Source organism: Ancylobacter sp. SL191, from assembly GCF_026625645.1.
Classification (GTDB): domain Bacteria; phylum Pseudomonadota; class Alphaproteobacteria; order Rhizobiales; family Xanthobacteraceae; genus Ancylobacter.
Map to the genome: position 1 here is coordinate 3668123 of NZ_CP113056.1, position 13483 is coordinate 3681605.

A 13483-nucleotide genomic window follows, 5' to 3' on the forward strand; every position below is an offset into this window, starting at 1 on the left:
TGGGAGGGAGCGTTTCCATGGCTCAGAAACGGTGCGTGATGCCGGCCACGAAGGTGCGCCCGCGCGCCATGCCGCCATAGGCGATGCTGGCGGACGGCACGTAGTAGCCATAGAGGTCATAGGTGTCGTTCAGCAGATTGTCGGCGCGGACATAGACTTCCGTCTGACCCTGCGCGACGCCGAGATGCACGTCGAGCTTCTGGTAGCTGTCGAGATAGAGGTTGTTCTGCGGGTTGGCCGGCCGGGAGCCGACATAGTTGTAGCTCACGACGCTCTTCAGCACCGGGCTGGTCAGCCCGAGGAAGGCCGGCAGCGGGGTCTCATAGCTCGCCATCACCAGCGCGCTCCATGGCGAGACGTCCGGCACCGCGTTGCCCGACAGGATGTCGCCATCGGCCACGCCGTACACATCCCCGGTAATCGTCGCATCGACATAGCTGACGCCGACGGCGAGCTCGAAACCATGGCCCGGCCGCCAGCGCCCCTGCAGCTCGAAGCCCTGGCTGCGCGTGTCGACATTCACCGCGCTCGCCACATAGGTCATCGAATCATAGGACAGGAGATGGTTGTCCGACACCCAGTTCACATAGGCCGCGCCGGTAAGGGCGAAGCGTCCATCCTCCGTCGCGGTTGAGAAGCCCAGTTCGATCATGTCGTTGATCGCACCTGCAAAAGGCTCTCCGTCCGCGACCTGGGCCGTATAGACGTTGAAGCCGCCCGGCGCATAACCGCGGGCATATTTCGCATGGAGTTCGGTCGTCCGCGCCACCGCATAGGTCAGCACGGCACGGCCGGTGGTCGCCGTCTCGTCCATCGAGCGTGAATCATACAGGGCAAAGCCACTGTTCCAGAACGTGCCGTCATAGCTGGCGACGGTCCAGTTCTGACGCAGGCCGAGGGTCAGCTTCAGTGAATCGGTGAGCCCATAGGTCACGTCGCCATAGAGGGCGTAGGTGTCGGTGGTGTAATCCCGCAATGTCGGGCTGTTCGCGCCGTAAATGGTGAGCGGCGAGTCGTAGGACGCGACGGCATGCTGGAAAAAGGCTCCCGTCACCCAGTCGAGCGTGGCGTCTGTCGGGGCCGAGAGTTTCACCTCCTGGGTGAAGACACTCTGCTGCATCTCGTCCTTCACCCAATATTCGGAGGGCGCGCCATATTGGGCGGTGGTGATGTTGCCGTCATAGGCGAGGATCGCGCTGCCGCTGGTGTTCATGTAGGAGCTGATCGAGCTGATACGGCCGATGTCCAGGTCATGGTCGATCTGGAGCACGTAGCGATCAAACGTCTTGCTGTCGTCGTCATAGAGGCCGGGCGTCAGGTCAACGCTGGCGGGATTCTGATAGGGCATCAGGACGAACAGTGTCGGCAGGGCGCTGACCGTCTCGTGCTCCACCACCAGCCGCGCCGAGGTTCCCGTGCCCGCGTCCCATAGCAGCTGACCGCGGAAGGCCACGTCGCTTGGCGTGGACAGCGGCTCGCCACCATCGGCGCTGTTCTCCACCCAATGATCGGACTGCGTGTAGCGCACCGCCAGACGCCCGCTCAGCGTATCCGTCAGCGGGCCACCCACGGCGGCTTCGAGCAGCGCCTGCCCCTGCTGCCCGTATTCCGCCCGGCCATAGCCTTCGAGTGTGCGGGTGGGCAGCCGGGTGGTGATATCGATGGCGCCAGCGAGAGCCGAGGGTCCGAACGTGGTGCCCTGCGGCCCCTTGAGGATCTCCACCGACTGGACATCGAGAGTACCCAGCGACAGATAGCTCGGGCCCGCCGGTGCGCCGTCCATGATCATGGGAACGGCGCTGTCCCCCAGATTCATCGGGTACATGGATCCGACGCCGCGAATGTAGATCGTCGACAGATTCGTGCCGCCGGCCGAATTGATGTTCACGCCGGGGGTCATGCGCAGTACTTGCTCGACCGTATCGAGGCCGAGATCCTCGATTTCGCCGCCCGTGAATACGGTGGCCGTGTAGGCATCGGCCCCACCTTTGCCCTCGACCATGATCGGCGAGAGCTGCACCGCATCGTCGGTCGCCGGCGTGGTTCCGGCCTCTGCCGCCGCGTCGGAGGATCCCGCCTGTTGCGCGCTCAGCCCAGGGGCGTGACCAACCGTCAGGGCCGCGGCAAGGGCGAGTGTCCGAAGGCTGGTGCTGGCGAACAGATGGTGCAGCGGCTGTGGTCTCATTATCGGCTTTCCGGTCGAACCCATTGGCGGTAAATGCTAAGCAAATAACCCGCTCATTCTCCCCTGATCGGATCAAACGATATCCAAACCCGATCAAATCCCCCTGCGACCATGGTCACGCCGATGAAAGATCCCTTGTCTGAGGTGCGTGTCGATATTTCAATATCGGAAATGGTGGCTGGAAACGCTCCAATTGCTGGGGAGCATGGCTCTTCAATTGAATCGACAACCAATGTTGTTCAGGATGGATTAGAATTATTCTATTGGAATGGCCGCTTCGAGGAGCAGAGGGAATTTCCACTGCTCGACGACCGGGACCGGCTCTATTTCTGCTTCAACTCGTGCATCAGCGGCGGTGCGCGCTGCCTGTTTGAAGACGGCACGCAGCGGGAATACGAGATCTGCGGAAATGGCGGCCGCGTTCAGTACGGGCCAGGTCGGAAAGGGCTCTACCAGCAAAGGGGGGAGATTCAGAGCATCGCCGTGATGGTGCAGCCAGACCTCTTCGCCGCCTGGACGCAGCACGGCAGCGCCCGCTTCCTGAGACGACTGGCTGATACCGGCATTATTGATGGCTACCGCGGGGGCGAACTGCTCGCCATGGCCCAGCTTCTGCGTCACGTCGCGACGCAGGGCGGCGGTGCGGCCCCCTCGGTGTCGCGTCACTCCCTCTGGCTGCAGGCGCAGTGCATGGCGTTTGTTAGTCTCTTCCTGGAGCCGTTGCAGCCGCCGGCCCAAAGCGGGCTGGGCACGAGTGACCAGCATCGGCTGTTCCGTGCAAGGGACAGGCTGCTGGCGGACCTCAGCCAGGCGCCGTCACTCGATGAACTCGCCAAAGAGGTCGGATTGAGTGTTCCTACCCTCACGCGTGGTTTCCGGCGCCTGTTCGCCGCCAGCCCCTTTGCGCTGTTTCAGCGCGAGCGCATGGAGGCGGCGCGTGTCCGCCTGACCAATGATCGTGACTCCGTGATGCGGATCGCCGCCGACCTCGGCTACACCAACGCCAGCCATTTCGCGGACGCCTTTCGCCGCCAGTTCGGCTTCCTGCCGGGCGAGATCCGGCGCCAGACGCGGAAGCGGCCCGCGGGAGAGCGGGACGCAAGCACGCCGCCGACCTCGACCCGCGCGCCACAGAGACCCACCAGCGGCTGAGCCGGCTCCACGACGCCTATCAGGGCGGGTTGTGGCCCAAACGCGCCGGAAGTCCCGTGACGTATGCCAATCGGTGGGCCGATCCTGGCGGGCATCGACGACAAAGGGCGGATGAGCCGTTGAGCCGCCCATCGGCGCGTGTTGCCAGCGCGAACTCCCCTTCGTTCACGTTGGCGCGCGGATGTCGTCGCTCGGCAACGATGTGGCGCTGGCAGCCTGTTTCCCAAGCACCCATGCCGTGCTGCCGACGGTGTCCATAGAATGGACCAGCTAGACTCGGTCCTTTCCGCGATCATTTCGCAGCATATCAAGAACATTTCTAATATTTCCGAGCCGCATTGATGCATTCGACCTTTTCGCGCTACTGCGTTGCGTCACCCATTTGGGCCGCGAACCGGAGAGGCGGATCGAGCCGATGTCCCGCAATGACGCATTGCGTGAGCTCTTCGATGCCGAGCGCTCGTCGATCCTGCGCTTCTTCCGGCGCGTGACAGGGTCGGCGACCCAGGCCGAGGATTTGTCGCAGGATGTCTTCGCGCGCCTCGCGGCCACCAATCTCGCAGGTGTCGCCAATCCGCAGGCCTATATGCGCAGCGTCTCCGCCAACGTCGCCACCGACCTCATCCGCCGCGAGAGCCGGCGGCGGCTGAGCCACGCCGAGATCGACGATCTGCTCGACGCGCCCGATCCGGCGGCGGACCCGGAGGCCACGCTCATCGCCAAGGATCAGACCGAGCGGCTGATGGAAATGCTGGCGGAACTGCCGCCGCGCCGGCGCACCATCCTGCTGGCGGCACGGCTCCACCATACCCCGCATCGCGATCTCGCGCGCGAGCACGGGGTCAGCGTGCGCACCATCGAGATCGAGATCCAGAAGGCGCTGGCGCATTGCGCGCGCGTGCTGACCGACTGAGCGCCCCCATATTGTCCGCGCCCCTTCCCATGACGCATATAGGCCCATGGCCGCGCCTTCCGGGCGCGCGCTTCGCCGGCTATCGGCAGCAGGGCGCAGGCATGACGGGCAGTGACGGCATCGGCGACGCCGCGGGCGCGCTTCAGGACGAGGCGATCGCGTGGGTGGTGCTCCTCACCTCGGGGGAAGCCACGCGCGACGATGCGGCGCGTCTGAAAGCCTGGCGAGCGCGCAGCTATGCGCACGAGCTCGCCTTCCGCCGGGCCAGCGCCGTCTGGCGCGGCGTGGGGGCCGTCCCCGCCCCTGCCCGGCTGTCGCGCCGCCTCTTCCTCGCCGGCACCGGCGCCGGAGCCGCGCTCGCCGCCGGCTGGGCCGGGACGATGATCGGCGTGCTGCCGAGCCTCGACCAGCTTCTCTCCGATCACGCCACCGCGGTCGGCGCGCAGGCCCGCATTGATCTGCCGGACGGCTCGCATGTCGATCTCGACGGCGCCAGCGCGCTGGATGCACGGTTCACCACCGAGGCGCGCGCCGTGACGCTCGTCGCGGGCGCCGCCGAGTTCGAGATTGCCGCCGATCCTCGGCCGTTCCGCGCCACGATAGGTCCGGCGGACGTGACGGCGACCAAGGCCCGCTTCGCCGCCAGCGTCGGCGCACAGCAGACGGTGATCGACTGCATCGAAGGGCGTATCGAGGTACGGTGCGGCGACGCGACGACCTTGCAGGCTGGCGAGCGCGCCCGGCTGGCAGGGGGAGCGCGGCTCGCCGGGCGCGAGACAGTCGCGCCGGACGCGGCGGCGCCGTGGCGGCGCGGCCTGCTGGTCTTCGCCGACCAGCCGCTGGCCGATGTCGTCGCTGACATCAACCGCCACCGGCGCGGCCGTATCGTGCTGGCGCGGCCGGGGCTGGGCGAGCGGCGCGTCGACGGCGTGTTCCATCTCGGCCGCCCGGACGAGATCGTCACCAATCTCGCGGCGGCGCTAAAGCTGCGCGACACCTGGCTGCCGGGCGGCGTGGTGCTGCTGAGTTAATTTTTTTGCCGCACCGGATTCGGGTCCGCCGATCCGCGTCGTCTTGTCCTTGTAGCGAATGCCTCGACGCATTCAGGGGCTCAAGACGGGGACGGTCAGGTATGACGGGGATGCGGAACAGCCGGACGCGGCGCGCGGCGCTGCTGGCGGGATGCGCGCTCATGGGGTTCACGCTCGAAGCGCAGGGCGTGGCGGCACAGGGCGCCTCATCGGGCGCCGCACCGGTCGCGGTGGCACCGTCCGTGACCTATGCCATTCCCCCCGGCCCGGTCTCTGGCGCGCTGGCGGCGTTCGGCGCGACCAGCGGCGTGCAGATCGTCTATGACAGCGCCATCGCCCGTGGCCTCACCTCGCCCGGCGTGTCCGGCACGCGCACCCCCGAGCAGGCGCTGGCCGCGCTGCTCGCCGGCACCGGGCTGAACGGGCGCTTCACCTCGCCGCGCTCGGTCATCATCGAAGCCCCCGCGCGCAGCACGGCCTCGGTCGTCATCAGCGAGGACATGATCCAGCTCGACGCGATCACCGTGTCCGGCGAGAAGCTCGAGCGCGACCTGTCGCAGGTCTATTCCAGCGTCGGCATCGTCACCGGCGAGCAGTTCTTCGACTACGTGATCGAGGATCTGAACGGCGCGCTCAACAAGCTCGCCAACACCCGCGTTTCCAGCGCCAATCGCGGCAATAGCGGCATCGTCATCCGCGGCCTGTCCTCGGACGGCATCAGCCAGCCGACCAACTCCTCCCCGACCATTGCCGTGATCGTCGACGGCGCCTCGCAGAATGGCGAGGGCATCCGGCGCGGCAATCGCGGCACCTGGGACGTCGCCGATGTCGAGGTGTTCCGCGGCCCGCAATCCACGCTTCAGGGCCGCAACGCCATGGGCGGCGCGGTGGTGGTGAACACCAACGACCCGACCTGGACCACGGAGGCCGCCCTGGAGGGCGATATCGCCGGCTCGTCGAATTCGGGGGATTTCGGCAGCGGCGCCTTCATGCTGTCGGGCCCGATGATCGAGAACCAGCTCGCCTTCCGTGTCGCCGGGCAATATTTCGAGGATGAAAGCGGCATCGCCTATGCCGATCCGCTGAACGAGGATCTTGGCCAGGGCTATTTCGGCCAGCTGCGCGCGAAGTTCCTGCTCACCCCCGCCGCGCTGGACGGCTTCGAGGCGCTGTTCACCATCAGCCACACCTCGGACCGGCCCTCGGTCTCGGCGGTGACCGGCCCGGACTTCTTCGCCCGCCGCTTCGATTCCGACGTCTCGGCCGTCGAGCTGCGCCAGACCGACGTCACCAATGTCGTCGCCAACGTCTCCCAGGATCTCGGCGCGGGCATCACGCTGCGCTCGGTCACGGCCTTCATCCAGACCGACGCGACCATCGAAAGCCCCCAGGGCGCCGTCGCCTTCATTCGCGACGAAGTGCGTCCCGGCAAGGATTTCACCGAGGATCTGCGTCTCGAACTGGAGGAAGGCGTGCGCCCGCTGAGCGGCGTCATCGGCCTCAATATTGGCCGCTTCAGCTATGAGCGCGACTCCAGCATCACGGTGACCAACGCCGCCTATGGCCTGTACGACATGCTGTATCAGGACATTCAGGCCAGCAATACGCTGACGTCCTATGCGCTCTATGCCGACATGCGCTACGCCATCGCCGAGCGGTGGTCGCTCATGTTCGGCGGCCGTCTCGGCTACGAGACCGTCGACGTCACCAATGATGGCGAAGTGCTGAACCTCCGGTCCTTCGGTTACGACACGATCGACCAGACCGCCTCCACCGACTACACGGTGGCGCTGCCCAAGATCGGTGTCGCCTACGAGATCGACGACAAGCAGAACCTCGCTTTCACCGTCAGCGAAGGTTTCCGCGCGGGCTTCGCCGCCGTCGATACCTATGGCAATCCCTATGAGGTCGAGCCTGAAACGCTCTGGGCCTATGAGGTGGCCTATCGCTCCAAGTGGTTTGACGACCGGCTCGAAGTCAACGTGAACGGCTTCTACTACAAGTACACCGATCTCCAGATCACGGTGGAGGATCCCAACCCGCTGTTCCGGCAGTCCATCACCATGAATGCCGGCAAGGCGCATGCCTATGGCGCGGAATTCGAGCTGCGCGCGCGCCTCACGCAGGAATTCACCGCCTTCGCCTCTCTGGGTCTGCTGAAGACCGAATTCGACAGCGCGGTGACGGCGACCGGCGACTATACCGGCAACGAATTCCCCGAGGCCCCCGCCGCCACCTTCAACATTGGCGGCGTATATCGCCATGGTTCCGGCTTCTTCGCCTCGGCCGACCTGTCCTACACCGATAGCTATTACTCGGTGGGCGACGTCGCCAATACCGAGGATGAACAAGTCTCCGCCTTCACCCTCGTCAATGCGGCGGTGGGCTATGAGGCAAAGAACTGGTCGCTCACCCTCTACGCCAAGAACATCTTCGATGAGCAGTATCTGACCAGCATCTACATCGACAATGTCGGCTCGGAGGCGAATATCGGTGATGGCCGGGTGATTGGCGTGCGGGCGCGCGCAACGTTCTGATGCAGACACATGACGGGCCTGCGGGCATGAACGCGCCGCCGAACGGTGCTGACAAGACGACGGAGGCGGCGCGGATCATCAGCGCCGCCTTTGGCGTTCTCGCACGGCACTGGACGCTGCCACAGGCTGATGTCGGCCCGGTGGAGCCCGGTTTCACACCGCTGACCGCGCTGTTCGGCGCCGAGCCTTTCCTGGCAGCGATGCTGGCCCGCCAGCAGGCGGGAACACCGGGCCTCGACGCGAAGGGGGCCGCGGCCTTCTTCATCTCTGAATATTCCAACCTGCTCGGAATCCTCGCGGCGGTGCCGTTCCTCTCGCACGGTCTCGTGCCGGACCTGTCGGCGGCGAACTGCGCGCTCTCGGCGCAGCTGCCGCCGGGCGAGGCGCCGCGCGTGAGGCTGCGCCTGCTGAACGCGGCCGGCGTGACCGACCGCGTACCGGCGGAGGCGGAAGCCTGCTTCAGCTTGGTCGACCATGAGGGCTTGCGCGACGCCCTCTCCCACGCTCTCGAAGCCCACATGGCGCCGCTGATCGACAGCCTGCACGCCCGCACCGATCTGCCGCGACGGGCGATGTGGCGGCTCGTCGGCGACGCCGTCGCCATGCGCTTTCTGGAAGCGGGCCAGCGCCTCGGTTGCGAAGCGACAGCGAAAGAGGACGTCATGGCCGTCCTGATGCGGCCGGGCTCCCCGCTCGCCAACCGGCAATTGCATTTCTTCGACGTCGAGATCGTCGACGACGCGCCGCCGCGCGAGGTGCTGGCCCGCCGCACCTTCCGCGCCCGTGGCGGCTGCTGCCGCTTCTACACCGCGCCGGGCGGCTCGCTCTGTACCAGTTGCGTGCTGGTCAAGCCCGAGGACCGGCGGCAGCGCATCGAAGCCCGGATGCGGGCCGAGCTCGGCCTGCCGCCTGCGCCCCAAGAGTCGTTCAGCCCGCTCACTCCGGCATCACGACATCAAGGGGGCGACGCATGATACGGCCGCTTGCCACGCTCACGCTCGGTCTCGCTCTGCTTGGCATGCTCGGTGCGCCGGCGCGGGCCTGCGAGGGGCGCCGCATCGAATCCGCGGACATCCTGCATGCACCGGTCTGCGTCCCCACCGATCCCCGGCGCATCGTGGTCCTCGACCCGACCTTCAGCCTGGGCATGGGGCTGGAACTGGAGCTGCCGCTGCTGGGAGCGCCGCTGGCAGTGATGAGCGACCATGCCCTGCGCGAGAAGGCGCTGGCACGCGGCGTCACGGATCTCGGCAGCTTCATGGAGCCGAGCATCGAGCGCATCGTTGCCTTGCAGCCCGATCTCATCCTCGGGACCGCGCTGGCCGACCGCGCCTATCCCCTGCTGTCACAGCTCGCCCCGACCGTGCTGATCGACGCGGATAACTGGCAGGACTATCTGCGGCTTGTCGCTGAGGTCGCCGGGCGGCGGGAGCGGGGCGAGCAATTGCTTGAAGGCTACAGGACGCGCGTCGCCCACCTGAAATCCCGCGTGCCGGACCGCAGCGTCTCCGTGGTGCGCATCACCCCATGGGATTTTCAGGTCTATCTCGACGGCCCCAAGGCCTATGGCCCCTTCGCGGTGCTGCGGGATGTCGGCGTGCGGCGTTCGGCCTATGAGACGACAGGGGGGGATGAAACCCTCAAGCGCCCGGACTGGGAAGCTCTTGCCGGGCTCAATGGCGAAACCCTGCTCTACATCGTCGGCGGCGTGAACAACTCGGCCACCAGCGGCCGGCACGAGGAGGTGCTCGCCAACCCGCTCTGGCAGATGCTGCCCGCCGTGAAGGCGGGGCGCGTGCATCGTCTCGATCCGGCCGTCTGGATGGAATTCAGCGGCGTCGGCTCGGCGCATCGCGTGCTGGATGATGTCGAGCGCCTCATCATCGCCCAGCCATGAGGACGCCTGACGACACGGCCTCCCTCCGGCAAGACAGTCGGAGCCGAAGCCTGCGCGGCCTCGGCCTGGCTCTCGCTGTCGCGGCGCTGCCGGTCCTCGCGCTGTGGGCGCTGAATACGGGCAACGCGGCCATACCGCTCGATAGGCTGGTGGCTGCCGTGATCGGGTTCGACGCGTCGCGCGAGCACCTCATCCTGTGGGAGGTGCGCTTGCCGCGCGTGCTGGCCGGGCTGCTGGTCGGCGCCCAGCTCGCGGTTGCCGGGGCCATCATGCAGGCGGTGACCGCCAACCCGCTGGCGTCCCCCGGCCTGCTCGGCATCAATGCCGGCGCCGCCTTCGCCGTGGTGCTGGCCATCGCGCTGGCGGGCATGGACGGCGCCGGCACGCTCATGTGGTTCGCCTTTCTTGGCGCCGGCATGGCGGCCGTCACGGTGTACGCTCTGGGATCGGCCGGACGGGGCGGGGCAACCCCGCTCAAGCTCGCCCTGGCCGGTGCGGTGCTGACCGCATTCCTCGCCTCGCTGACGACCGTGATCCTGCTGCGTGACCAGACCACGCTGGACAATGTCCGCCTCTGGTCCATCGGCAGCCTGAGCGGCCGCCCGATGAGTGCTGTGCTCGCCATTGGTCCCTGGGGCCTCGCCGGGCTTGTGGGCGCGATGCTGGCGCGCGGGCCGATCATGACGCTGAGCCTCGGCAGCGACCTGTCGCGGGCGCTCGGCCAGAGCCTCGGCCTGTGGCGGGCGATCAGCGCCGCCCTCGTCGTCCTGCTCGCCGGCGCCGCCGTGGCGCTGGCCGGCCCGGTCGGCTTCGTCGGCCTCGTCGTGCCGCATATGGCGCGACTGCTGGTCGGGCCCGACTATCGCTGGATCATCGCCTACAGCGCCCCGCTCGGTGCCGGACTGGTTCTGCTCGCCGACACATGGCTGCGCTGGCTATCGGGCGTCGACATACCGGTGGGCGTCATGCTGGCACTGGTGGGCGGCCCAGTCTTCATCGCGCTGGTGCGTCGGCAAGGATGGAGCCTGCGATGATCGCCGTGGCGCTGCCGGCTCTCCTCATCCTGCCCCTCGCCCTGCTCGCCCTCGCCTGGGGCGATGCCGGTGTGGCGCCGGGCGATATCGCGGCGTGGCTGTCGGGCGATCCGGTGGCTGCGGTGCTGGTCGGCTCGCTGCGCGCCCCCCGCCTCGCCGCGGCGCTGCTCGTCGGCGCCTGCCTCGGGGTGGCCGGTGCGATCACCCAGGCGGTCATGCGCAACCCGCTCGCCGAGCCGGGCCTGCTGGGCATCAATGGCGGTGCCGGACTTGCTGTCATCGTCCTGATCGTCCACCTCACTGCACCGACTGGCCAGTGGCTTCCGGTCGCCGGTTTCGCCGGCGCGGCGCTGGCGGCGGGCGCGATCTACGCACTGTCCTGGCGGGGAGGCACGTCCTCGATCCGGCTCATCCTGATCGGCATCGGCGTGTCCGCCCTGACCGGGGCGGGCATCGCTTTCATCACCGCCTTCGGCGACGTCAGCAAGGTCCAGCGGGCCATGAGCTGGATGGCGGGAAGTCTCTATGGTTCTGATTGGAAAAGGGTTTTCCTTCTCCTCGGATGGGCCTTGCCCGCGCTGGCGGCAAGCTGGCTGCTCGCGCGCGACCTCACATTGATGGCCTTTGACGACGACACGCTCCAGGGATTGGGCATGCGCCTCCAGCTGATGCGGGGGACGTTGATCCTGTTATGCACGATCCTCGCCGGCGCCGCCGTCGCGACAGCCGGCCCCATCGCCTTCATCGGCCTGATCGCCCCGCATCTCGCCCGCCTGTCCGCGAGAACGCGCTATCTCATTCCGATCACTGCGCTTTATGGTGCCATATTACTCCTGACGGCGGACATCTTGGCGCGGGCCTTGATGCTGCCGGCCGGCCTCCTGACGCCGCTGATCGGCATCCCTTTTGTCGGATTTCTCCTGCGGAAACAAAGCCATGAGTGAAGTGGCCGGGCCCGCCCGACTCCGGGCGCAAAGGATCAGCGTCGGGTATCGCGGCCGCGATGTGCTGCATGATCTGACGTTGGAGGTGCCTTCATACCGCTTCACCGCTCTCCTCGGCCCGAATGGCAGCGGCAAGTCCACCCTGCTCCGCGCCCTCGCCGGCCTCACGCCCTTGCGCACCGGCGAAGTAACGCTCGACGGACACACCCTCCACACCCTCTCCCGCCGACACCTCGCGCAGAAGCTAAGCCTGCTTCCGCAGACGCCCCGTGCTCCCGACGACATTTCGGTCGCCGATCTCGTTGCCCAAGGCCGCTACCCGCACCGCCGCCTGTTTACATCCTGGAGTTCGCGAGACCAGCTTATCTGTAATGATGCCATGCGGTTGACCGATATTGATGATCTCGCGGCGAGGCCGCTCGGCGCTCTCTCAGGCGGACAACGCCAGCGCGCCTGGATCGCGATGACGCTGGCCCAGTCTGCCGACATCCTGCTGCTCGACGAGCCCACGACCTATCTGGACATCGCCCACCAGCTCGACATCCTCGATCTGCTGCGCCGGCTCGTGCGTGAGCAGGGGAAAACGATCGTGGCGGTTCTTCATGACATCAACCACGCGGCCCGCTTTGCCGATCATATCTGTTTGGTGAAGGATGGCAGGATCCTCGCAAGCGGCTCTACCCGCGAGATTATCCAGCCTGACCATCTCAAGAAGGCGTTCGCGATCGACGCGGTCATTCTCCACGACCCACACGACGGCATGCCGGTCTGCGTCGCCAGAAAATGATGTGGACGCGCGCGTTGAGGACGAGTCCCCCGCCGCGCCCTGCGACGCTCCATGCCAATTTACGGGATGGCCAGGCCAGAGTGTATGGTTCGCGAGCCATACCTGTTGCTGCGGCAGCCATAATCTGACGCCCAAGCGTGGATAAGATGTTGCAGGCCACTGGGCTTTAAAGCTGATGAGGCTGGACACCGTGACGGTGCGGACATGTCCACTGGAGAATCGGCCGTGAAGAACCTTTTCCTGGCCTGGCCGGTCTGGGCTGTCCTATCGGCGGCCTTCGCAGCGCTGACGGCCATCTTCGCCAAGATCGGCGTCGAGAATGTCGGCTCGGACTTCGCCACTTTCGTGCGCACAATCGTTATTCTGTGTGCGATCGCGGCCATTCTCGCCGTGACCGGGCAGTGGCAGTCTCCAGCATCCGTGTCGGGACGAAGTTACCTCTTTCTCGTCCTCTCCGGGCTGGCCACGGGGGCCTCGTGGCTTTGCTACTTCCGGGCATTGAAGTTGGGAGATGCCGCACGCGTCGCGCCGATCGACAAGCTCAGCGTGGTCATGGTCGCGGTGTTCGCCGTCCTGTTCCTGGGAGAGCGTCTGACGCTTCCCAACTGGTGCGGGGTCGCACTCATCGCGGCAGGCGCAATCCTCGTCGCCTACAAGCCCTAGCGTCGGCATTGCTTGGCCGGTGCTACTGAGGCCCGGCGCAATCACGCGTTGGGCATCAATGGCTCTGTGACTTGCGAGGATGTGAACGGACCCCGGAGACCTGTCTCAGGACAACGGCACTCTCCGGAAGGTCGTCACCGTCGCCGCGCTTGCCAATCTAGCCTCTTTCGGCGAAGGCGGCGGCTACCGGCGCGACCATTTGCGCGCCTTGGCTCAGCAGGTGGAGGTCGGCCCGAAAGAAGTCCGCATCATCGGATCGAAGGGCGACCTGCTCAAAACGCTGACTGCCGTTTCAGGAGGAAAATCAGCGGCGCTGGGCGTGCCCACTCAGGGACTGAAA

The 13483-nt window shown here is 66.5% G+C and carries 11 protein-coding genes; 10 read left to right on the plus strand and 1 reads right to left on the minus strand.

Features of this window, described 5'->3' with window-relative positions:
* Positions 1-22: 22 nt before the first annotated feature.
* Positions 23-2185, minus strand: coding sequence for a TonB-dependent receptor (locus tag OU996_RS16715; RefSeq protein ID WP_267582737.1), 2163 nt, complete (start codon positions 2183-2185; stop codon positions 23-25).
* A 144-nt stretch (positions 2186-2329) separates the two neighbouring features.
* Between OU996_RS16715 and OU996_RS16720 the strand changes: the two genes are divergently transcribed.
* From OU996_RS16720 to OU996_RS16765, 10 genes are all read left to right on the plus strand, one after another.
* Positions 2330-3337, plus strand: coding sequence for a helix-turn-helix domain-containing protein (locus OU996_RS16720; protein ID WP_267585737.1), 1008 nt, complete (start codon positions 2330-2332; stop codon positions 3335-3337).
* 415 nt (positions 3338-3752) lie between these two features.
* The gene (locus OU996_RS16725; protein ID WP_267582738.1) at positions 3753-4250 is read left to right on the plus strand and encodes an RNA polymerase sigma factor; all 498 of its coding nucleotides are present in this window, start codon (positions 3753-3755) and stop codon (positions 4248-4250) included.
* A 101-nt stretch (positions 4251-4351) separates the two neighbouring features.
* Complete coding sequence (locus tag OU996_RS16730; RefSeq protein WP_267582739.1) at positions 4352-5281, plus strand: FecR family protein; 930 nt, start codon at positions 4352-4354, stop codon at positions 5279-5281.
* Positions 5282-5442: 161 nt separating this feature from the next.
* Complete coding sequence (locus tag OU996_RS16735) at positions 5443-7818, plus strand: TonB-dependent receptor domain-containing protein (protein ID WP_267582740.1); 2376 nt, start codon at positions 5443-5445, stop codon at positions 7816-7818.
* Between the two features lie 26 nt (positions 7819-7844).
* Positions 7845-8792, plus strand: a complete 948-nt coding sequence (locus OU996_RS16740; RefSeq protein ID WP_267582741.1) for a ferric iron reductase — start codon at positions 7845-7847, stop codon at positions 8790-8792.
* On the plus strand, positions 8789-9715 hold the full coding sequence (locus OU996_RS16745; RefSeq protein WP_267582742.1) for an iron-siderophore ABC transporter substrate-binding protein: 927 nt from the start codon (positions 8789-8791) through the stop codon (positions 9713-9715). Before OU996_RS16740 ends, OU996_RS16745 begins: the two co-directional genes overlap by 4 nt.
* Positions 9712-10749, plus strand: coding sequence for a FecCD family ABC transporter permease (locus OU996_RS16750; protein WP_267582743.1), 1038 nt, complete (start codon positions 9712-9714; stop codon positions 10747-10749). Before OU996_RS16745 ends, OU996_RS16750 begins: the two co-directional genes overlap by 4 nt.
* Positions 10746-11693 carry a FecCD family ABC transporter permease gene (locus OU996_RS16755; RefSeq protein ID WP_267585738.1) on the plus strand — a complete coding sequence of 316 codons (948 nt, stop codon included), beginning with the start codon at positions 10746-10748 and terminating at the stop codon, positions 11691-11693. The genes OU996_RS16750 and OU996_RS16755 overlap by 4 nt, the downstream gene beginning before the upstream one ends.
* Positions 11686-12480, plus strand: a complete 795-nt coding sequence (locus OU996_RS16760; RefSeq protein WP_267582744.1) for an ABC transporter ATP-binding protein — start codon at positions 11686-11688, stop codon at positions 12478-12480. Before OU996_RS16755 ends, OU996_RS16760 begins: the two co-directional genes overlap by 8 nt.
* A gap of 225 nt (positions 12481-12705) precedes the next feature.
* The gene (locus OU996_RS16765) at positions 12706-13143 is read left to right on the plus strand and encodes an EamA family transporter (RefSeq protein WP_267582745.1); all 438 of its coding nucleotides are present in this window, start codon (positions 12706-12708) and stop codon (positions 13141-13143) included.
* Positions 13144-13483: the final 340 nt, after the last annotated feature.

Excerpts from the sequence above, each read along its gene's own strand:
- OU996_RS16715 (WP_267582737.1), bottom strand. The coding sequence starts at position 2,185 with ATGAGACCACAGCCGCTGCACCATCTGTTCGCCAGCACCAGCCTTCGG.
- OU996_RS16725 (WP_267582738.1), top strand. The coding sequence starts at position 3,753 with ATGTCCCGCAATGACGCATTGCGTGAGCTCTTCGATGCCGAGCGCTCG.
- OU996_RS16730 (WP_267582739.1), top strand. The coding sequence starts at position 4,352 with ATGACGGGCAGTGACGGCATCGGCGACGCCGCGGGCGCGCTTCAGGAC.
- OU996_RS16735 (WP_267582740.1), top strand. The coding sequence starts at position 5,443 with ATGGGGTTCACGCTCGAAGCGCAGGGCGTGGCGGCACAGGGCGCCTCA.
- OU996_RS16740 (WP_267582741.1), top strand. The coding sequence starts at position 7,845 with ATGAACGCGCCGCCGAACGGTGCTGACAAGACGACGGAGGCGGCGCGG.
- OU996_RS16745 (WP_267582742.1), top strand. The coding sequence starts at position 8,789 with ATGATACGGCCGCTTGCCACGCTCACGCTCGGTCTCGCTCTGCTTGGC.
- OU996_RS16750 (WP_267582743.1), top strand. The coding sequence starts at position 9,712 with ATGAGGACGCCTGACGACACGGCCTCCCTCCGGCAAGACAGTCGGAGC.
- OU996_RS16755 (WP_267585738.1), top strand. The coding sequence starts at position 10,746 with ATGATCGCCGTGGCGCTGCCGGCTCTCCTCATCCTGCCCCTCGCCCTG.
- OU996_RS16760 (WP_267582744.1), top strand. The coding sequence starts at position 11,686 with ATGAGTGAAGTGGCCGGGCCCGCCCGACTCCGGGCGCAAAGGATCAGC.